This window comes from Nitrosospira multiformis (assembly GCF_003050865.1).
GTDB classification, from domain to species: Bacteria; Pseudomonadota; Gammaproteobacteria; order Burkholderiales; family Nitrosomonadaceae; genus Nitrosospira; species Nitrosospira multiformis_E.
This window is the reverse complement of record NZ_QAOK01000017.1, coordinates 49967-69189: the sequence shown is the minus strand read 5'-3', so window position 1 is coordinate 69189 and position 19223 is coordinate 49967. Positions and strand designations below refer to the sequence as shown.

The window sequence follows — 19223 nt, the reverse complement described above, 5'->3', positions numbered from 1 at the left end:
CTGGCGGCGGGACTACAACGAGAGTCGGCCTCACTCGACTCTCAATGACCTGTCGCCGGCTGAATTTGTACGCCGGGCGGGGCTTCCAAGTCCCGTCCCAGCTTAACCAACGCCGAAAACTAACTCTCGGAATGGTCCTGGAAACCCAAGCGGATCACCAACGCCGAAAACTAACTCTCGGAATGGTCCTGGAAACCCAAGCGGATCATATGGCCGAGGACTAACTCTGAAGTTGGCTACAAAAAGCTGGGCCGATCACTACATGTATCAAACCGAATATTAAATGCCGCATCCACAAGCTGCTCGGCAACAATAATCTCTGTATATCCCCGTCTCGCAATATCTTCAGGAACTCCGATTGGGTCTAGAATTATTTCAGGTTGTAATACTTGCTTACCGAATAAACCGAGGGTAAATAATGCTAACAAAACTAACCCGACTTCCATAATAAGTTTTCTAAACAGCAAAGCCTTTTCCGCAAGATATGACGAAGATAGGGTCTTATTGACCACCTCACTGCAATCTGACTCCCTTACTGATCGTTGCTCGAAACATGACCTTTTCATATTAGGAAGTTTTCGCATCTTCGGTATCAGCTTGGTTAAGATCAGGTGGCACTTCAGTATGGCAACAAACCAGTCGGCAAGACGCTTTCCCTCTTATACATCTATGGTGGGAAGTGACGGCATCAAATTTTACTTGGTCAAGAGGGCAGCTTCATTTACTGATTCCAGCACCTGGATCAGCTATCCAAACGTAATCACCTCTGTTTGCTTTTCCAGGGTCTTCAGCAGCAGCTTGTAGGTATCGAGATCAAACTTCCTGGATAAGCGCGTCCCAAGCACATCGTCCAAACCGGCTTCATTGTCCACTGTTCCCAGGTGGCACCAGTAGTCGAAGACATGCACTTCCGATCGGCCGGATGATGCATTGTATTCCCGTATGCCGATCCTGCCGGAGTAGGGCCACGATTTGAGCTTAAGCGGGAGCAGTGCCTGTTTCAGGCGCAGGTAATGCAGTTGCGGGGCTTCCTTGCCCGCGCAGACGCCGTTACAGCGTTTCAACTGGTGCGCGAAACACGCACCTTTCCCATTCTCAAAGCCAACTGCCCGAGGACACAACCTGTTCTCCCGGACAACCTCGCGCAGCGCATCGACCGCTTTTGTCTTCGAGCGGAACAACCCGTACAGATGTCCGAACACCTGGGGGTGGATATCCTCTTCCGTCACGATATTCACCAGTGGGGCCGCGTACGAGCCGTCGGCCAGCTTCAGGGAAAAGAGGGTGCGGGAGCGGCGCAGCCGCTTGTTGTGGATGGGCTGGTGCTCCTTGATCAATCTCGATTCCAGCAGCAGCGCGCCCAGTTCCCCGGCTGTTTCCATCCATTCGACCCGCTCGACCTCCTGGGCAATGCGCATGTCGCTGAACGAGGCGTGGTCGCCGCTGAAGTGGGACATGACCCGCGAGCGCAGCGTCACACTCTTGCCGATATAGAGTGGAAGGCCATTTTTGCCGTGGAAGAAATAGACGCCCGGCCTGTCCGGAATCTGTTCCAGAATGGAAGCATCTAGGCCGATGGGCAGGCTTGGTTCTTTCAGCAAGACGGCTGCTGCTTCTTGCACCTCTTGGGCGTCCAGTTCGCGCCTTGCCATCTCAAGATAGGCGGCGACGAGCTCCACATCACCCATCGCTCGGTGGCGCGCCTCAGTCCTTAGCCCATGCCGCTGCATGATGGCATCAAGCCCATGACCCTTGTGCTGGGGATAGAGCTTGCGAGAGAGCCTGGCCGTGCACAGCACCTTGTGCTGGAGCAGTGCGCCCATGCGCCGGTACTCGTTCTTCAGGAATCCGTAGTCGAAGCGGACGTTATGCGTTGCCAGCACCGCTCCATCAAGAAAACTGTAGAGCCGGTGGGCGATGTCCCCAAAGGAAGGAGCATCCTTTACCATCCCATTGCTGATGCCAGTCAAATGCGTGATAAAAGGCGGAATGGATATGCCTGGATTGACCAGCGTTTCCCAGCGCTCGCTTTCCATTCCTTCCTCGAAACGGATGAGCGCAATCTCGATAATGCGGTCATGAAGAGGCGTGCCACCCGTGGTTTCCAGGTCCAGGATGACGTAGGGAAAAGGAAGCAAGGCTGCGGCAGAGGGAGGATAGGTTTTTAAATTCTCGACAGCTTACACAGTTAATCAGCTTGGTCAAAGAACCAATTAAATGGATTAACGAGAGATTTTCGCAATAATTGCGAAAATTTCCCACCTCCGTTTGGCGCTTTTATTAAAAAAAGTATATCTTGGATATATAGTTATACAGACAACCATTGAGGGGATTGAGCGAGGCTGGGCATGGAAGAACCCAAGCCCTATAGGACAAAGGGCTTGGGGTGGGTCAGATAATGGCGTCACGTTATCGTCCCACGTGACAATACTATCCTTTTGCCAATTCATCTTTATGGCGAATAAAAGCGCTTCACTGGCGCTATTCCATGGATTGATTCTCTTTTAAGGCTGTAAAAAAAGCCCGGCATGAGCCGGGCCTAGGGGAGCTGCATTGAATTCGTTTCCCTGTTTTTGGGAGGAGGGAAACGAGTAGGAAGTTTAACCGTGCGAATAAAACATTACCGTTAAATAGTTAACGCAAGCTGAAAAAAATGGTGGAAGAATGTGGAGGCAATAAAAAACCCGCCGAAGCAGGTTGAGGTTATTTCTCATTTTCAGGTACTGTCACTCTTTCACCCTCGTCCGCTGCTTGTTTGATGAGGGCACTTCAATATTGATATTGACGCTTTTCCGCGAGGGGACAGTCTTGTTCTGTCCGCTATCCTCCACCTCGGGTTTGAGATTGGTTTCCTCGATGTTGGCTGAAGGGTGCGATGTAACGTACCGCATCCGGAACTACGACCGGGAGCCAAGTGCTGTCAGCGTGCACTTCCCTGAATTGCAGCATGCGTCAGTCTGCGTGTGAAGTTTCCGGAATGGAGAGATTTTTCTTCATAGCCTTCTGTCCTGGCTGCAGTTCCTCTTCTCTCCCTTTTCCAAAGACAGCTTCTCTTTTTCCTGTAAAACTTCGATACAAGAAGCCGATGCCCTTGCTTCTTGAGCTTGGGCATCGGCTGATTGATTTGAGTGAACTTTGAGTTCTACTATTGTGGATCAGTATTATTTTTCTCTCCGTCCTTCCTTGGATTTGAAATACCAGAGAGCAACAGCACCTATACCTACTACGAGAATTGCCATTTCCATGATAACCCCCTTTCAGAATCAAGATGACATGCCAAAAAATACGATCAACTTGATGACCAGCTAAATGATGTCAGGTCACCAATGCCTTCACAAGCGGATAAAAAACAAAACGCTTGCCGGCATGATATTTGATGCGGCTTCAAAGTAAAAAGTTCCCACATTTCTATAATGTTTTCATAGAAAATGTGAGTTCAATCCAGGCAAAGATTCAGCGAGAGCGGGCCGGATAACGATTTTTGCGGGCAAAAAAAACGGGTAGCGGGTTTGCATGGACTGGTGGCCTCAGGAAGATAAAGAGCTAAATTTATAACTGATGTTTCCCCGGGCTTGAATCCTACTCTATGAGAGTCCACATATTGAGGATATCGACTGCCTGGCTTCCTGACAGATTATTTTTTCCGGATAACGCTGAAACCCGTTCGTATTCCCATTTCAATGCCCAGGGGTGATCGTGGGAAATGGCATTTTTCACGAGCGCTGGGTCAATACTGCCCTCCACCTTAAGTTTTTCGAAGACCTCGCTCAGCATTAATAGAATCAGTTTTTCCCCATCACTCAGTTTCATTTTTTCCTCCTGCTTTGTTAACACGCCTTCATCTTATAGAGTTCAAGGCCAATTACCATTGGCCTGAAGTACATCGTACGGAAGTACAACATCTTCCTGTTGAAGACATGGGGTATACGGAGGATGGATGAGCGCGCTCCTTCCAGTTTTCGTATACCTGTCTGTTGGCGATGGACTGTCCTCGCTCGCGGTCTTCTGAACGGGTCTGTAACGGAGGGTGCGTTAGCGCACCGATAGTTTCAGAGAAAGGAGTATATCTATTGTCCCTGCAAGCGTATTGCAGGCCGGTGAAAATTTGCCAGCTTCCCGCTTGGAGGATTCAATGTTAGAAAGCATTACCTGTATTCGTCACCGAAACTTGTGTTATTTCATCTGCCATCCATTTACTTACAGGAGCTTGACATGAATAAACTCACATCGATAGTTGTTCTGGCGTCCTTCACGGCGGTTTGCAGCTTCGGCGCGCTCGCTGGATCGCATGATTCGGATAAAGGAGGAATGGACAAATCTTATCAAGACATGGGTAAGAAGGATAAGAAGGACGTCGATAAGAATGCGCCCAGTTCAACCTCTGAGATCATGCGGGAGAAGATGCCCAAGGATTTACCGGAGGGAGTGAAGCAGGAATACAGAGATCAGGAAGTAATGAACAAGAAACCGTATAAGCAGCCGCACCAATGATATAAAGGATCAGAGGCGATCGTTTCCCGAGAAATCGCCTCTGATTTTTTCAATTCTTTACGGCTTGAATATTTCCGGGTTTGCCTCGCCACGCACCGTGAGATAACCCGCCAATCCTTTCTCCATACGCGACAGCGCGTGATCAACCAGAATATAGCGGCCTGGATAATCGACCTTGAATTCCACAATGGTGGCGCCACCCGGCGGGACGAGCGTCGTTTGCACATCTAGCAATGGCGGACTGGTCAATGAAGCCTGGTCGTACACCTTATCGAAGACTTCCCCGATGATGTGGAAGCTGGAGGTGAGGTTGGGACCGCCCACGCCGAAATAGATACGTACGTTATCGCCCGTGTTCGCCTCCATGGTGTACATTTTCGTAAGCGCATCCATGGTGCCATTGAACATCAGGTGCTGGGGATTCTCCGAGAGCAGATGTTCCAGCGAAAACTCCTGCAGACCTCGCGCATTGGCATTGTGGGAGTGGGTGGTGTAGAGCTCACCCTGCATTACATAGAATTCCCTGTCAACCTTGGGCAGGCCTCCCTCGGGCTCGACCAGAATCATGCCATACATGCCGTTCGCAATATGGTGCGCAACCATGGGAGTTGCGCAATGGTAGACGAACAGTCCAGGGTGAAGCGCCTTGAAGGTGAAGCTCTTCCTCTCGCCCGGCGCCGCCTGTGTGACAGCGGCTCCTCCGCCCGGCCCCGTTACGGCGTGGAAATCTATCGAATGGATGTTGGTGCTGCTTGCGCTGTTATGCAGATTGACGGTGATGGTATCCCCCACCTTCACGCGGAGGAGCGGTCCAGGCACCCTGTTATTGAAGGTCCAGTATTTATAGATGCTCTTGTCCGAGAACTGCCCTTCGATTTCGGTCGCTTCGAGATCGAGTGTCAAATGCTTTGAAGCACGGGTTCCTACCGGTTCCCCGACCGAGCGGGGGTCCTGGGCTACGTTGATTACATACCCTTTCGCCTCCTCGCGCAGCTTGCCGACAATGAGACGACCGAACATGCCGGCAGCCTTGTGCCCGGGTAGTGTGCAGAGGTATTCAAAGGTGCCGGTACGGGTCGCGCGAAATACCATCGAGGTTGCAGCGCCTTTCGCCGTGATATTATCCGATTTGGCGCCCAGTTCGGGAATGGCGATGTCATGCGTCGCACCATCGCCGTTGATCAGATTGATCTGTACCACTGCGCCCGGGCTTACCTCCAGGTCGGGGTTTATTTTGCCCGCGATGGCATCCGCCTCACCGATAAATACCAGTTTACCCTCGCCGATGTCTGTGCGAAGGGTAAAGGTAACATCGGGCCGGTAGGTAACCCCTCTATTGCTGCCCTGTTCGGCAGCGACCGCGGACAAGGAACCGAACATTGCGCAAACGGTCGTAAGCAGTAAAAAGGTTTTTTGCATGCTTTTCTCCCAGGTGGATACAAAGTCTGCGGATACAAAGACCGCTAAGCTCGTACGGGCAGGAAGGACGTTCTTCCTGCAATGCAATGCTCCCCGATATCCGCGGTCACATGCGCTGCTCCAGGCCGAAGACGCGCGATCAAGGCCGGCAAATACATACATCGAGCACATCGAGCGGCCGCAAGCCACAGGAGGTTATACTTGATCAGCTTACATTCGGCCGGTGCAACCGACGTGGGCCTGTGGCGGGATAATAATGAGGATAGTTACCTGATCATACCACAAGCCCAGGTCCTGGCACTTGCAGACGGGATGGGTGGCGCGGCGGCCGGCGAAACCGCCAGTCAATATTTTGTCGATATGGTGCGAAGCGCATTTTCCGAACTGGCTTTGCCTCCGAAAGATGCTGTTCCTGATCGCATTCGGCACGTATTCGAGTCGGCAAAGGGGCGCATGCTCGAACACATCATCCAGCACCCTGCGGATGCAGGAATGGGATGCACGGCAGATCTTCTCGTGTTCGACGGCGGGCGGTATGTTATCGGTCACGTGGGCGATAGCAGAGTGTATCTGCTGCGCGACGGAACGCTGCGGCAGTTGACTAAAGACCATTCGCTGGTACAGTCACAGGTGGATAGGGGCATGCTCACGCCCGAGGAGGCAAGGCATCACCCCCGAAAAAACATTCTCCTGCGCGTCGTGGAAGCCGATTCGTCGATGACATGCGATATCGTGCAAGGGGCCGTGCTCGGCAACGATATTTTTTTATTGTGTTCGGATGGATTGACCGACATGGTGGAGAATGCAGACATCGAAATTGTGCTCGCTTCCGCGGAATCTCTTGAGCAAAAATTGGAGAGACTGATCTCGGCAGCTCTGGAAGCTGGGGGAAAAGATAATGTCACCGTGATTCTCTGTGAAGTAGAGGATGTGTAGATTGCGGTTGCAGGCGGCAATATCGGCAGTATCGGCAATTGCTGGCAATTAGCGATTGCCGGTTGTTATCCGTAATCCAGAGGGACGGCTGTCGCTCGACCGCGGGGAAGCAGGATGTCCGACCTCTGTTCCTATCCTCGTACGCGGGCACAGCTATTGAGCTATACTCCCTATTCACGTCGTTGGAGGTATCATGAAAATCCATGAATACCAGGCCAAACATATCCTGCATCAGTTTGGTATCCCCATACCTCGCGGATACCCCTGCTTCAGCGTGGATGAAGCAGTAGCAGCCGCTGAAAAGCTGGGTGGAAGCACATGGGTGGTCAAGGCCCAGATCCATGCAGGGGGGCGCGGGAAGGGTGGCGGGGTGAAGATCGCCAGATCGCTCGACGAGGTGAAACAATTTGCCGGGAAAATACTCGGCATGACACTCGTCACGCCGCAGACGGGTCCCCAGGGCCAGGTTGTACGACGGCTGCTGATCGAACAGGGCCTCGATATCAGGAAGGAGTTTTACATCGGGCTGGTGGTGGATCGTGGCCGCCGCCGTGTCTGCCTGATGGCGAGTGCCGAAGGTGGGATGGATATCGAGCAGGTTGCTGCCGAGCATCCGGAAAAGATCCACAAAGTGTATATCGATCCGGGGGCGGGACTGACCGCTGCAGAAGCGGAAGACATCACGAACAGGATCGGTTTTTCCGGTGCGGCAGTGGCGGAAACGGCTGTGCTGTTGCAGAATTTATACTGCGCTTACGACAGCACGGATGCATCGCTCGTCGAAATCAATCCGCTGATACTCACCGGCGAAAACCGCATTGCAGCACTCGATGCGAAGATGAATTTTGACGATAATGCGCTGTTCCGGCACCCCGATATCGCCGACTTGCGCGATCTTGACGAGGAAGATGCGGCAGAGATCGAGGCGTCCAGATATGGTCTTTCCTACATTTCGCTCGATGGCAACATAGGTTGCCTGGTAAATGGCGCCGGTCTTGCGATGGCTACCATGGATATCATCAAACTCTACGGAGGAAACCCGGCCAACTTTCTCGACGTAGGGGGAGGCGCAACCGCTGAAAAAGTCACGGAAGCATTCAAGCTGATGCTGCGCAATCCGAGGCTGCAAGCCATACTGATCAATATATTCGGCGGCATCATGAGATGCGACGTCATTGCGGAGGGAGTAGTGACAGCAGCGCGTGAAGTGAGGCTGCATGTTCCCCTGGTGGTCCGTCTCGAAGGCACGAATGCGGATATTGGGAAAAAAATCCTGGCCGAATCAGGTCTTGCCATCATTTCAGCCGGGAATATGGCGGATGCCGCGGAAAAGGCCGTTACCGCGGCTGCATCAGCCGCCTCGGCCGCCATCCCGGTCACAGGATCGTGAACAGAATCGGCAAACGAGGGAAATCAGTATGGCGATCCTGATCGACCGTAACACTCGTGTCATGACGCAGGGGATTACCGGCAAGACCGGGCAATTCCACACACGGATGTGTCGCGATTATGCTTATGGAAAAGAATGCTTTGTTGCCGGAGTCAATCCGAAGAAAGGGGGCGAGGACTTTGAGGGCATCCCGATTTTCGCCACGGTAGAGGAAGCAAAGCAGGCAACAGGGGCCACCGTTTCTGTAATCTATGTACCGCCGCCGTTTGCCGCAGCCGCAATCGATGAAGCGGTGGATGCGGAACTGGATCTGGTAATTTGTATCACCGAGGGTATCCCTGTGCGCGATATGATACGTACCTGTCACAGGATGAGAGGACGAAAAACGCGGCTGGTAGGACCGAACTGTCCCGGCATCATTACGCCCGACGAGATCAAGATTGGCATCATGCCGGGTTACATTCATCGAAAGGGACGCGTCGGCGTAGTCTCCCGTTCCGGAACGCTCACCTACGAAGCGGTGGCGCAACTGATGGAACAGGGATTAGGCCAATCCACATGCATCGGTACCGGCGGCGACCCGGTGAATGGCTTGAGGCACCTGGATGTGATGCAGCTGTTCGACGAAGATGATGAAACCGATGCTGTTTTAATGGTGGGGGAAATCGGCGGTACCGATGAGGAGGATTGCGCGCGCTGGGTCAAGGAGAATATGCGTAAACCAGTGGTAGGATATATCGCGGGTTTGACAGCACCTCCGGGCAGGCGCATGGGTCACGCCGGCGCCGTTATTTCGGGCGGCCGGGGAACCGCTCAGGAAAAGCTTGCGGTACTGGAGGAGTGCGGGATTAAAGTCGCGCGAAATCCCGCCGAGATGGGCAAGGTTCTCAAGTCCGCACTAGGTTGAATAATGCTTATCCCTGAAACTGCTTGAAGGAAAGCAGCATGATTTTTCCGCAATGAATTTTCTTTCGTTGATTTTCGCTCTTCTGCTGGATCAATGGCGCTCCGGCAGCGCGCGCAAGCATATCGTTTCCTCTTTCCTCTCCTATGCCGATTTGCTGGAGCGTCATTTCAACACCGGCATCCATCGGCATGGCATCATTGCCTGGGTAGCCGCGGCAGGACCTTTCCTGATACTCTCCCTCCTGGTTTATTATTTACTATATGGAGTCAGTCCGCTGCTGGCGTGGGCGTGGAATGTGGCGATACTGTATCTCACCACGGGCTTTCGCCAGTTCAGCTATTCCCTGACCGAAATAAAGGAGGCGCTCAGGAACGAAGATTTGCCGCTTGCACGCGATCTCTTGAAGGAATACTACGGGATGGAGGCGGAGGGTGCCAGCAGTGAGGATATTTCGCGGATTGCCATCGAGCAGGGGTTGATCCATGCTCATCGTAGCATGCTTGGCGTCATCGTCTGGTTCACCTTGCTGCCCGGGCCGCTCGGGCCCATGCTCTACCGTCTTGCGGAATTGTTGAATGATGCCTGGGGGAAGCGCCCGGATGGCTTTGGTGTTTTTGCGGTAAAGGCGTTTTACGTCATCGATTGGCTGCCCGCGAGGGTAACAGCCCTGAGTTTTGCCATTGCGGGCAACTTCGAGGATGCGGTTTATTGCTGGCGCGCGCAGGCGACATCATGGGCGGATCAGAACCAGGGAATCATTCTTGCCAGTGGCGCAGGTGCGCTGGGCGTGCGCTTGGGAGATCCGCTGCGAGAAGAGACCGGCGCATATCACCGCCCCGAGGTAGGCGTGGGTGAAGAAGCTGACATGGATTTTCTGCAGGGTACCGTCGGTCTCATCTGGCGCACCCTGGTGCTATGGCTCATTCTGATGCTGTTGCTCGAGATCGCTGGCTGGGCGGGGTGAGCAAGCAAGTAAAAACTGATACAGTTCGCATACAGCCGATATACAGAGTTTGTAAGCCGCATTTATGAGGGCACTATGGGACAACCGTTGCTGATCGCGCAATCTGACCATCCCCTTGGTCTATTGCCTGGCTTCGCCAACCGGCATGGCCTGATCACGGGCGCGACCGGCACAGGTAAGACCGTTACGCTTCAGGTACTGGCAGAACGCTTCTCGTCGAGCGGCGTGCCCGTATTCATGGCGGACATAAAGGGTGATCTGGCGGGGCTCTCCTTTCCCGGCGCCGCTTCGGTCAAAATGAAGGAGCGGCTTGCGCAACTCCACCTTCCAGAACCTGAATGGACTGCATATCCGGTTACGTTTTGGGATATTTACGGAAAAGCCGGACATCCCGTGCGAACCACCATATCCGACATGGGCCCCCTGCTGTTGGGTCGATTATTCAATCTGAACGAAACGCAGCAGGGCGTACTGACACTGGTATTCAAGATTGCGGATGATAACGGGCTTCTGCTGCTCGACACGAAGGATCTGCGCGTACTGCTGCAGTTTGTTGGCGACAACGCGAAGGACTTCACGGTGCAGTACGGTAACATTTCCGCCGCCTCGATCGGTGCCATCCAGCGTTCGCTTCTGGGAATTGAGCAGCAGGGCGGCGATATCCTGTTCGGCGAGCCGATGCTCGATATTCATGACCTGATGCAGGTGGACAGCAGGGGGCGGGGGATGATAAACATCCTCGCAGCCGACAAATTGCTGAATGCTCCCAAATTGTATTCCACCTTTTTGCTGTGGATACTGTCAGAATTGTTCGAGCATCTTCCTGAAGTAGGCGATCCCGAGAAACCGAAACTGATATTTTTCTTTGATGAAGCCCATCTGCTGTTCAATGATGCGCCCCGTCCTCTCCTGGAGAAAATAGAACAGGTCGTGAGGTTGATAAGATCCAAGGGGGTGGGCGTGTATTTTGTAACACAAAATCCTCTCGATGTTCCTGAAACCGTCCTGGGACAGCTCGGCAATCGCGTGCAGCATGCCTTACGCGCGTTTACGCCGCGCGATCAGAAGGCGGTGCGGGCGGCTGCCCAAACCATGCGTGCGAATCCCGGTCTGGATACCGAAAAGGTGATCAGTGAACTCTCTGTAGGCGAGGCGCTCGTTTCGTTGCTGGACGAGAAAGGTCGTCCCGCCATGGTTGAGCGGGCGTTTATCCTGCCGCCTGAATCGAGGATAGGACCGATCACCGATGCGGAACGCGCAGGCATCATCAAATCCTCGATAATTTTCGGCCATTACGAGCAACAGGTGGACCGTGAGTCCGCATACGAAGTACTCAAAGGCCGGGCTCAGAATACCCAGAATGCCGGAAATGAGGAAGCTCCTGCTCGTGGCAAGGCAAAAAAGGCCGGATCCGAAGAGGGTATGATGGATGTGCTGGGTGATATGCTGCTCGGCAAAACCGGCCCGCGCGGTGGATATAAGCCCGGCATTCTTGATACTGCCGCACGCAGCGCGGCTCGCTCCATCGGTTCGCGTGCCGGCCGTGAAATCTTCCGCGGCATTCTGGGAGGCATGTTCGGCGGTAACCGCAGGCGTTGAAAAAACAGAATGCGCAACGAACTCAAATGCCTGCAAAATATCTCATTCTGAACGAGGGAAGCACAATGCGAGCAATCGCGGCAATTCTTTTGGTCACCACGATTCTGGGTTGCACCCCTACCACTACAAGTCAGAAGGAATCGCAACCCGCATCTCCACCTTCGACTTCGACGCCACCTTCGACTTCGACGCCACCTCCGACTTCGACGGCGCCTTCACCTTCACCCGCGCCACAGCCTACCCGGCCGGTATACAATCTTACTGGTTATTCGCCCAGCTTCAAGGACGGCTATATCGACGGTTGTGAAACTGCGAAGAAGACTGCAAATGGAGCGAAGGATGAGCAGAGGTTTGCAGGAGACAAGCAGTACCGGCTGGGATGGAACGACGGGTTCAGTTTGTGCGGGCGTAACCGCGCCGAAAAGTAGAGCCGGGAAAGTCATTCGGAGCGTGGTACTTTTAAATTCGCTCCTCTTGCTGAAGACACCGCGGGTGGCCTGCGACAGTAAGGGATATTTGCAACCATGTCTGAGCCCCGCAGGAATCCCCCTGATTTTAGAGGGGAGGACGTCAATGATTCAGAACCCCGGCGGATAACGTCTTCGGTATGGCTGGGATATAATAATGTTTTTTTGCAGATTGCCATGAGACGCTTGCTTCCTTTATCACTGTGTCTGCTTGCCCTGCCACTGGCCGCTCAGCAACCCCAGTTTCACACGCCGCCGCAAACTCTCTCCGTCGCCGCCAAGTCTTACATGCTTGCCGATCTTCAGAGCGGACAGGTGCTTGTGAGCAAAAATGCCCATGAACGCGTCGAACCGGCGTCCCTGACGAAGTTGATGACGGCTTACGTGGTTTTTGCAGCCCTGTATCAGAAACGTGTTACCTTGACGCAAGCTGTGCCAGTCTCGGCACGTGCATGGCGAGCGCAAGGTTCCCGCATGTTCATTGAGCCGAAGAAGCCGGTAACGGTCGATGAATTGATACGCGGCATGATCGTGCAGTCAGGAAACGATGCGTCCATTGCACTGGCGGAGGCCGTTTCAGGATCAGAGGAGGCATTCGCTCAAGCGATGAACAAGGAGGCGGTGCGCCTGGGCATGAAGAACACGCGTTTTGCCAATTCAACCGGGCTCCCGAACCCGGATCATTACAGCACAGCGTACGATCTCGCCTTGCTCGCAACCGCCATCATCCGCGATTTTCCGGAATATTATCCGCTCTATTCCCTCAAGGAATATACCTATAACAAAATCACTCAGGCGAATCGGAATCGCCTGCTCTGGCTTGACCCGAACGTCGACGGAATGAAGACAGGACACACTGAAGCAGCCGGTTACTGCCTCATTACTTCAGCCAGGCGGGAACAGCGCCGGTTGGTTGCGGTGGTGATGGGTACCGCCTCGGAGAGCGCCCGTGCGATGGAAAGCCAGCGCCTGCTGAATTATGGTTTTCAGTTCTACGACACTGTTCGTCTCTATCCGGGAGAGCAGGAGGTGATTGCTATCCCATTATGGAAAGGTGCCCAGGACAAGCTCAGGACGGGATTCGGAAATGATGTTTATTTTTCGCTTCCCCGCCATCAGACTGACAAGCTCAAAGCGAGGATGGAATATAAGCAGCCACTTCTCGCTCCCGTCACTGCGGGTCAAAAAGTTGGCATAGTGAAGTTTACGCTCGAAGGGAAGCAGGTAGTTGAACATCCGCTGGTAGCGCTCGAAACCGTCAGCGCCGCGAATATTTTTGGCCGGGCATGGGATAGCATGCGGCTTCTGTTTAACTAGAAGCAAAAATCCCGAGATCTCCAGGCTGATCATGATCTATCTCAATGGTGATTTCCTCAGAATCGAAGAAGCACGCATCCCTGTGCTGGATAGGGGTTTTATTTTTGGTGACGGGGTATATGAGGTTATTCCTGTCTATTCCCGCAAACCTTTTCGCCTGGCTGAGCATCTGCGCCGGCTCCAGCACAGTCTTGATGGCATTCGCCTGCGAAATCCGCATTCGGACAGCGAATGGACACATTTGCTGGAACAACTCGTCGCTCTGAATGAAGGCGAGGATCAGTATATCTATCTGCATATTACCCGAGGGGTCGCCCGGCGCGACCATGCCTTTCCACAAGGGGTCGCGCCCACTGTCTTCATTATGAGCAATCCGTTGCTGACGCCCCCCCCCCGGCTGCTGCATACCGGCGTGGTGGCGATTTCAGCCAATGATAACCGATGGTTGCGCTGCGATATCAAGGCAATTTCGCTCTTGCCCAACGTACTGCTGCGGCAGATGGCGATCGATGAAGGCGCCATGGAAACGGTGTTGTTTCGCGACGGTTTCATGACCGAGGGGGCGGCAAGCAATATCTTTGTCGTAAGAAGTGGAATTCTGCTGGCTCCGCCCAAAAATCACCTGATGCTGCCGGGCATCACCTATGACATAGTGCTGGAACTGGCGCAGGCGAATGGCATTCCCCATGAAGTTCGGGCGATTACGGAACATGAGGTGCGCACCGCCGAGGAACTTTTGCTGACATCCTCGACCAAAGAAATCATGCCGATTACCCGTCTCGATAACCAACCGGTGGGTGAGGGAAAACCCGGAAAAATATTTGCATTGTTTTACCAGCTCTACCAGAGTTATAAACAAACCACCATGCGAGGCAACTCTTCGATATCCTGAAGGTCGTGAAACCTGTGACTTCATCTGACGAGAGCACCCTGATCGAATATCCCTGCGATTTCCCGATTAAAATCATGGGACGTGTAGGATCGCCGTCCGGCATTCCGCCCAGTGCCGCAACACTGGAATACCGGCGGCAGGATTTTGCACAGAACGTACTGGCGATTGTGAAGCGGCACGCCCCGGATTTTGACGAGGCGACCATGGAGGTAAGAATCAGCAGAAAAAGCAATTATCTCAGCCTCACGTGTACGATTCGCGCTGTTTCTCGCGAACAACTGGATGCGCTATATCAGGAACTGTGCGATCATCCTACAGTGGTAATGGTACTTTAGCGAGTTTCTGATTCCTGTTCCGGATTCCGGAAGCTTCTATCCGTGATACAGTCCGTTAGCCTGGAGTCCGCGCCCTCTCCCGTGCACAGCATTACTTCAGGACTTGAAGTCAGATATGCTGCTGTGATGGATTATCTTTCCATCTGGCAGGCGATGAAGGCGTTCACGGCAAGTCGCACGGAAAATACCTCTGACGAAATCTGGCTGTTGCAACATTGGCCGGTCTATACCCAGGGTGTTGCCGGCAAACCCGAGCATTTGCTCTACAATCCAGGCATTCCCGTAGTATGCACGGATCGTGGTGGTCAAATCACCTATCACGGCCCAGGTCAGATTATTGCGTATCTGTTGCTGGATATGCGACGCCTCAAGTTAGGCGTGCGCGACCTGGTCAGAAAAATGGAGGGTGCCGTGGTAGACTTGCTGGGTGAGTATCGTGTCGATGCCTGCGGCAACGAGGATGCGCCGGGGGTATACGTTGGCGGAGCAAAAATCGCGGCACTGGGGCTGAAGATAAAAAATGGATGCTGCTACCATGGCCTGGCTCTGAATGTCAGCATGGACCTCACTCCGTTTATGGCTATCAACCCTTGTGGCTATGCAGGGTTAAGGGTTACGCAAACCAGCGATCTCGGTATAACCGACGAGCTGGAAGCGCTGCAAGGAAAGCTTGCCGAAAAACTGAGGAGCAGGCTGGAACAATGATTTCGAGAGTGTTTTAAAGATGGATATCAACCGATCCGGATATTCAGGATTGATATGGATCAATATCAAGAAGACGTTTCTTCCTTATCATGACAATTGAAAGTCGCCAGAAAGGCGTTGCAAAAACCGCGCGCAATCCGGTAAAAATCGCGCCGCAATCTCCCGATCAGTTGCTGCGTAAACCTTCCTGGATCAGAGTGCGATCCTCCAACAGCCAGGAGTTTTATGAGGTCAAGCGGATTTTGCGGGAGCAGAAGCTGCACACGGTATGTGAGGAAGCTTCCTGCCCCAATATCGGGGAATGCTTCGGCAAAGGCACTGCCACCTTCATGATACTGGGCGATCTTTGTACCCGCCGCTGCCCTTTCTGTGATGTAGCGCATGGCCGGCCGCGTCCTCCGGACCCTGAAGAACCTCTGCACCTTGCACAGTCCATAGCCGCCATGAAGTTGAAATATGTGGTTATCACGAGTGTTGACCGTGATGACCTCAGGGACGGGGGAGCCCAGCATTTCGTGGATTGCATCCGCGAGGTTCGAGCCCATTCGCCGCAGACAAAGATAGAGATTCTGGTGCCGGATTTTCGCGGGAGACTGGATATTGCGCTGGAAAAATTATTTGCTTGCCCCCCCGATGTTATGAACCATAATCTCGAAACGGTACCCCGCCTCTACCGGCAGTGCCGTCCGGGCGCGGACTACACCCATTCGCTCCGGTTATTGAAGGACTTCAAGGCACGTTTCCCGGATATCCCCACCAAATCCGGGTTGATGCTGGGACTGGGAGAAACTGACGAGGAGATCCTTGACGTGATGCGCGACTTGCGCGAGCATGATGTCGAGATGCTTACCATTGGCCAGTATCTGCAGCCAGGCATCGGGCATCTTCCTGTCATGCGTTATGTCACCCCGGGGGCATTCAAGGAATTTGAACGTGCCGCAATCGAAATGGGTTTCAGCAATGCCGCTTGCGGGCCCATGGTCCGCTCCAGCTATCATGCCGATCAGCAGGCTCATGAGGCAGGCATCATACAGAGGTAGCGGTTTTAGCGAAGAGAATCAGCCAAGAGAGGAATTTCAAGGCCGGTTACGCAAACCCGACAGGAGTTACTCCAGTGCGCATCATTCCTGCTATTGTTACCTGCTTTTTCGTTTCCATCCCTGTTTCCGCTGCAGCAAGTGATACTCTTGCAGATGAAGAGGCAACCGATGGTCTGAAGCAAGCACTTACACTGGGTGTAAATGCAGCGATAGACACACTTGGGGTTCCAAACGGTTTTCTCCATAACCCCAAGGCAAAAATCCAGTTACCCGTCTCTCTGCAGAAAGTAGAGGGTTTGATGCGCTCCGTGGGTATGAACAAACATGCCGATGGGTTGATCGCCGCCATGAATCACGCGGCTGAAACGGCGGCGGCGGAGGGACGGCCCCTGCTGATAGATGCGGTGCAGAATATGCCTGTGGAAGATGCGAAAGCGATCCTTGCAGTCGGAGACGACGGAGCGACGCAGTACTTCCGTAACACCTCATCCGACTCGCTTTCCGACCGATTTTTGCCGATTGTAAAAAAAGCCACCGAGCAGGCGGGTGTGCTGAAAAAATACAATGACTTTGCCGGGAAGGGCGCGAAGCTCGGGTTGATTTCGGAAAAGCACGCAAATATAGAAAACCATGTCACGGAAAAAACCCTGGACGGAATTTATCTGTTAATGGCAGAGAAGGAACAGGCCATACGCGACAACCCTGCGGATCAGGATAGCGAACTGGTCCGCAGGGTGTTTGGCACGCTCAAGTAGATGGATCTGGAGTTGCTACCTGAAGCTGGTTTGTGTCTTCCTGACGTTGACGTATTTGCTGAAGATATCTTCGAGCTTTTTCTGGTAGATATCGGCCTGCGGGTTTTTCCTGTTAGCATCGGCGAGATCGAGGACCGCCATGTTAAAGGACTCATCACCAGGGACAACCGATAGCGTAATCGAGCCATGGGTGGCGAACTCGTTTTCCCATCGTCTGCGCACATCTGCCCAGAAGGCGGAAGTACCATTCCAGTAGTTTACCGCAGGTTGAAAGTCGTAGCCTTTGATGCGCCGGTATTCATTGAAACCGAACTCGCGCACCAATACCGCATCCTTCTCATCTGGCGTCTGGATGACTTTGGTATTGTCCTGCTCATGAGTCCACCCCTGGGGTGCAATAGTATGGCGATTCTCCGTATTGATGATCTGATAGTCACTGCGCTTGGTGTACTCACGACGCGGTAACGGCCGCCAGTTGCGCTCCGAAGTCCAGGTCGATACACCGTACCGGTGATTCCATTTACCATTGCCCGAATAGCGCGGCGCGTCATTTACTTCGTAAACCAGTTGTGTCCATGTTCCCGGTACTTCAGCGGGATCGCGCTTTCGTTGCTCGAACCGCTGGCTCCCGGTGTAGACCCAGCGCGTTGGCGCTTCATAGACCCAGTCCTGGCGCCAGTGCTTGGTGATCGCACCCCCGCCCATCACCAGGATGTGTTGCAGTGAAATCTTGCGGCCGGTATCTTCCGCTACGAGCACGAACTCGAATCCCATGCTGCGCTTCGGCTCCCGGCGCTTGTAGCCTGGCTGCAGCACGACGGTTTCGTCGAATTTAAACTGGACTTCGTATCCACCCTGCATGGCGAGTATGGCGCGCCGGTCGCAATCGAACGGCTTTTCACCCTCTGCGCATCCTGCGACCGGGCGCTCCACGGTTGGATAGTCCGATTCAGCGGATTTTGCGGATGAGCCGCTTTTCAGCAGGGGAACCTTGCCTGCGCAAGCGCTGAGCAGTGACAGCGCAACCAAGCTCGCGGCCAAGGTAAGCGAACGTTTCATAAATATTTCCTCATACAAATGCAAATGTGGTACCTGAAAGATGACGTTTGAGGCTTAAAGGCGTTCAGGCTGACAGCCCGACAGGTTAGCAGTTTAAACCGGGTTTGTGTCTGATTCCCGTATTCGCGCTGTCATACCAGCTGTTCGTTATGTAAAGGCATGGGGGATTTTGCAGCGAGGGGAGCGGTGTGGCTGGAGCTCCGTGCTTAGGCGAATCGAGCGGGGAAGCAGCAGATGCCGGAAGCGGATGCTCTATGGCCATTTAGCCATTAGTTCCAGGCTCGTGAAAAATATCATCCTTCCGAAAAACCTTCCTTTCCTTTATCTCGAAGTTCCTGCTCAAGCCATCCGATCAGGCTTTCAATCAACTGATCACTCGCCTCCGTAAGGGCTTTTACGGCACCCGCGGCATTTGCCGTTGGCGCGGGCAGCTCTACCCCAAAGCTGCGCTGGGAAATTGCGTAACGGGTGGTGCGATCGATAAGGCTGGCGCGAAGTCGCACAATGGCGCTGCTCCGGGAAGGCGTATCGAACACCTGGGCAAATTCTTCGAGGTCGAGCCGCAATGTATAATCTGCGCGCGTACCTTCGCCAGTGTTCATCACTCCCCGTTCATTAATGGCGGTAATGCGTGTTCTGACGCGTTGCGTGAGCAGTTTTGCAGGTGTGGAGGCCCAGCGGCTGCTGCGATAAGCGAGAAATCGCGTGGGGTCATCGTAGGCTAGCCGGTAATGGATCGCGGTGCTATCGAGCCAGGCAGGTGCAATGGTCTCAGCGACCAGCAGACTTGTCCGCAGTTGCTTGTTTCCCTCCGCATCGGCCGCGCTGGGCTGGACAGGGAAGGGCTGTAATCCAAAATCGTATACCGCTACCGGTGCTGGATTACGAATAGCGGCGCACGCTGTCAGCGTTGCAATTGCCACTGCAAGAACCAAGTATTTTTTCAT

General features: G+C 53.5%; 21 protein-coding genes. 14 read left to right on the top strand and 7 right to left on the bottom strand.

From position 1 onward, the window contains the following. Window positions 1-106 (top strand): integrase core domain-containing protein (locus C8R21_RS16665; RefSeq protein WP_146162448.1); only part of this gene is annotated, 106 nt, incomplete at its 5' end. Between the two features lie 130 nt (window positions 107-236). Here C8R21_RS16665 and C8R21_RS10115 read toward each other — a convergent pair. From C8R21_RS10115 to C8R21_RS10105, 4 genes are all read right to left on the bottom strand, one after another. After that, window positions 237-467 (bottom strand): hypothetical protein, encoded by a 231-nt coding sequence (locus C8R21_RS10115; RefSeq protein ID WP_107762574.1) that lies wholly within the window; start codon window positions 465-467, stop codon window positions 237-239. A 279-nt stretch (window positions 468-746) separates the two neighbouring features. After that, window positions 747-2138 (bottom strand): exonuclease domain-containing protein, encoded by a 1392-nt coding sequence (locus tag C8R21_RS10110; RefSeq protein WP_107762573.1) that lies wholly within the window; start codon window positions 2136-2138, stop codon window positions 747-749. Window positions 2139-2726: 588 nt separating this feature from the next. Continuing rightward, window positions 2727-2891, bottom strand: a complete 165-nt coding sequence (locus C8R21_RS15885; RefSeq protein WP_181258897.1) for a hypothetical protein — start codon at window positions 2889-2891, stop codon at window positions 2727-2729. 688 nt (window positions 2892-3579) lie between these two features. After that, entirely contained in the window at window positions 3580-3810 is a 231-nt protein-coding gene (locus C8R21_RS10105; protein WP_107762572.1) for a hypothetical protein, read from the bottom strand. A gap of 402 nt (window positions 3811-4212) precedes the next feature. On the opposite strand from C8R21_RS10105, the gene C8R21_RS10100 reads away from it, so the two are divergent. Continuing rightward, window positions 4213-4491, top strand: a complete 279-nt coding sequence (locus C8R21_RS10100; RefSeq protein WP_107762571.1) for a hypothetical protein — start codon at window positions 4213-4215, stop codon at window positions 4489-4491. 57 nt (window positions 4492-4548) lie between these two features. Here the strand turns inward: C8R21_RS10100 and nirK are convergent, their stop codons facing one another. Beyond that, complete coding sequence (gene nirK / locus C8R21_RS10095; protein ID WP_219906638.1) at window positions 4549-5910, bottom strand: copper-containing nitrite reductase; 1362 nt, start codon at window positions 5908-5910, stop codon at window positions 4549-4551. Window positions 5911-6111: 201 nt separating this feature from the next. Here nirK and C8R21_RS10085 point away from each other — a divergent pair, with 201 nt between their 5' ends. From C8R21_RS10085 to C8R21_RS10030, 12 genes are all read left to right on the top strand, one after another. Then, window positions 6112-6846 carry a PP2C family protein-serine/threonine phosphatase gene (locus C8R21_RS10085; RefSeq protein WP_107762569.1) on the top strand — a complete coding sequence of 245 codons (735 nt, stop codon included), beginning with the start codon at window positions 6112-6114 and terminating at the stop codon, window positions 6844-6846. A 193-nt stretch (window positions 6847-7039) separates the two neighbouring features. Further along, on the top strand, window positions 7040-8236 hold the full coding sequence (gene sucC, locus C8R21_RS10080) for an ADP-forming succinate--CoA ligase subunit beta (RefSeq protein ID WP_107762568.1): 1197 nt from the start codon (window positions 7040-7042) through the stop codon (window positions 8234-8236). 28 nt (window positions 8237-8264) lie between these two features. After that, the gene (gene sucD, locus C8R21_RS10075; RefSeq protein WP_107762567.1) at window positions 8265-9143 is read left to right on the top strand and encodes a succinate--CoA ligase subunit alpha; all 879 of its coding nucleotides are present in this window, start codon (window positions 8265-8267) and stop codon (window positions 9141-9143) included. 52 nt (window positions 9144-9195) lie between these two features. Next, window positions 9196-10107 (top strand): CobD/CbiB family protein, encoded by a 912-nt coding sequence (locus C8R21_RS10070; protein ID WP_107762566.1) that lies wholly within the window; start codon window positions 9196-9198, stop codon window positions 10105-10107. A 75-nt stretch (window positions 10108-10182) separates the two neighbouring features. Beyond that, window positions 10183-11706 carry a helicase HerA-like C-terminal domain-containing protein gene (locus C8R21_RS10065; RefSeq protein ID WP_107762565.1) on the top strand — a complete coding sequence of 508 codons (1524 nt, stop codon included), beginning with the start codon at window positions 10183-10185 and terminating at the stop codon, window positions 11704-11706. Window positions 11707-11732: 26 nt separating this feature from the next. Then, window positions 11733-12134: a hypothetical protein gene (locus C8R21_RS10060; RefSeq protein WP_258192347.1), complete on the top strand. Its 402-nt coding sequence runs from the start codon at window positions 11733-11735 to the stop codon at window positions 12132-12134. 216 nt (window positions 12135-12350) lie between these two features. Beyond that, window positions 12351-13490 carry a D-alanyl-D-alanine carboxypeptidase family protein gene (locus C8R21_RS10055; RefSeq protein WP_107762582.1) on the top strand — a complete coding sequence of 380 codons (1140 nt, stop codon included), beginning with the start codon at window positions 12351-12353 and terminating at the stop codon, window positions 13488-13490. 31 nt (window positions 13491-13521) lie between these two features. Further along, a complete protein-coding gene (locus tag C8R21_RS10050) occupies window positions 13522-14382 on the top strand; it encodes a D-amino acid aminotransferase (protein WP_181258896.1) in 861 nt (286 codons plus the stop codon). A 14-nt stretch (window positions 14383-14396) separates the two neighbouring features. Next, complete coding sequence (locus tag C8R21_RS10045; RefSeq protein WP_258192346.1) at window positions 14397-14717, top strand: YbeD family protein; 321 nt, start codon at window positions 14397-14399, stop codon at window positions 14715-14717. 42 nt (window positions 14718-14759) lie between these two features. Beyond that, window positions 14760-15422, top strand: a complete 663-nt coding sequence (gene lipB, locus C8R21_RS10040; protein WP_107762563.1) for a lipoyl(octanoyl) transferase LipB — start codon at window positions 14760-14762, stop codon at window positions 15420-15422. A gap of 89 nt (window positions 15423-15511) precedes the next feature. Further along, entirely contained in the window at window positions 15512-16462 is a 951-nt protein-coding gene (lipA, locus tag C8R21_RS10035) for a lipoyl synthase (RefSeq protein WP_107762562.1), read from the top strand. A gap of 74 nt (window positions 16463-16536) precedes the next feature. Continuing rightward, window positions 16537-17217, top strand: coding sequence for a DUF4197 domain-containing protein (locus C8R21_RS10030; RefSeq protein ID WP_107762561.1), 681 nt, complete (start codon window positions 16537-16539; stop codon window positions 17215-17217). A 15-nt stretch (window positions 17218-17232) separates the two neighbouring features. On the opposite strand, the gene C8R21_RS10025 is transcribed toward C8R21_RS10030, so the two are convergent. Both C8R21_RS10025 and C8R21_RS10020 read right to left on the bottom strand, forming a co-directional pair. Beyond that, window positions 17233-18276, bottom strand: coding sequence for a DUF6607 family protein (locus C8R21_RS10025; protein WP_107762560.1), 1044 nt, complete (start codon window positions 18274-18276; stop codon window positions 17233-17235). A 293-nt stretch (window positions 18277-18569) separates the two neighbouring features. Further along, complete coding sequence (locus tag C8R21_RS10020; protein WP_107762559.1) at window positions 18570-19223, bottom strand: ABC-type transport auxiliary lipoprotein family protein; 654 nt, start codon at window positions 19221-19223, stop codon at window positions 18570-18572.

Coding starts and splice junctions, on each gene's coding strand:
- C8R21_RS10050 (WP_181258896.1), top strand. CDS start 13,522: ATGATCTATCTCAATGGTGATTTCCTCAGAATCGAAGAAGCACGCATC.
- sucC (WP_107762568.1), top strand. CDS start 7,040: ATGAAAATCCATGAATACCAGGCCAAACATATCCTGCATCAGTTTGGT.
- C8R21_RS10020 (WP_107762559.1), bottom strand. CDS start 19,223: ATGAAAAAATACTTGGTTCTTGCAGTGGCAATTGCAACGCTGACAGCG.
- C8R21_RS10065 (WP_107762565.1), top strand. CDS start 10,183: ATGGGACAACCGTTGCTGATCGCGCAATCTGACCATCCCCTTGGTCTA.
- sucD (WP_107762567.1), top strand. CDS start 8,265: ATGGCGATCCTGATCGACCGTAACACTCGTGTCATGACGCAGGGGATT.
- C8R21_RS10105 (WP_107762572.1), bottom strand. CDS start 3,810: ATGAAACTGAGTGATGGGGAAAAACTGATTCTATTAATGCTGAGCGAG.
- C8R21_RS10060 (WP_258192347.1), top strand. CDS start 11,733: ATGCCTGCAAAATATCTCATTCTGAACGAGGGAAGCACAATGCGAGCA.
- lipA (WP_107762562.1), top strand. CDS start 15,512: ATGACAATTGAAAGTCGCCAGAAAGGCGTTGCAAAAACCGCGCGCAAT.
- nirK (WP_219906638.1), bottom strand. CDS start 5,910: ATGCAAAAAACCTTTTTACTGCTTACGACCGTTTGCGCAATGTTCGGT.
- C8R21_RS10055 (WP_107762582.1), top strand. CDS start 12,351: ATGAGACGCTTGCTTCCTTTATCACTGTGTCTGCTTGCCCTGCCACTG.
- C8R21_RS10025 (WP_107762560.1), bottom strand. CDS start 18,276: ATGAAACGTTCGCTTACCTTGGCCGCGAGCTTGGTTGCGCTGTCACTG.
- C8R21_RS15885 (WP_181258897.1), bottom strand. CDS start 2,891: ATGCGGTACGTTACATCGCACCCTTCAGCCAACATCGAGGAAACCAAT.
- C8R21_RS10100 (WP_107762571.1), top strand. CDS start 4,213: ATGAATAAACTCACATCGATAGTTGTTCTGGCGTCCTTCACGGCGGTT.
- C8R21_RS10070 (WP_107762566.1), top strand. CDS start 9,196: ATGAATTTTCTTTCGTTGATTTTCGCTCTTCTGCTGGATCAATGGCGC.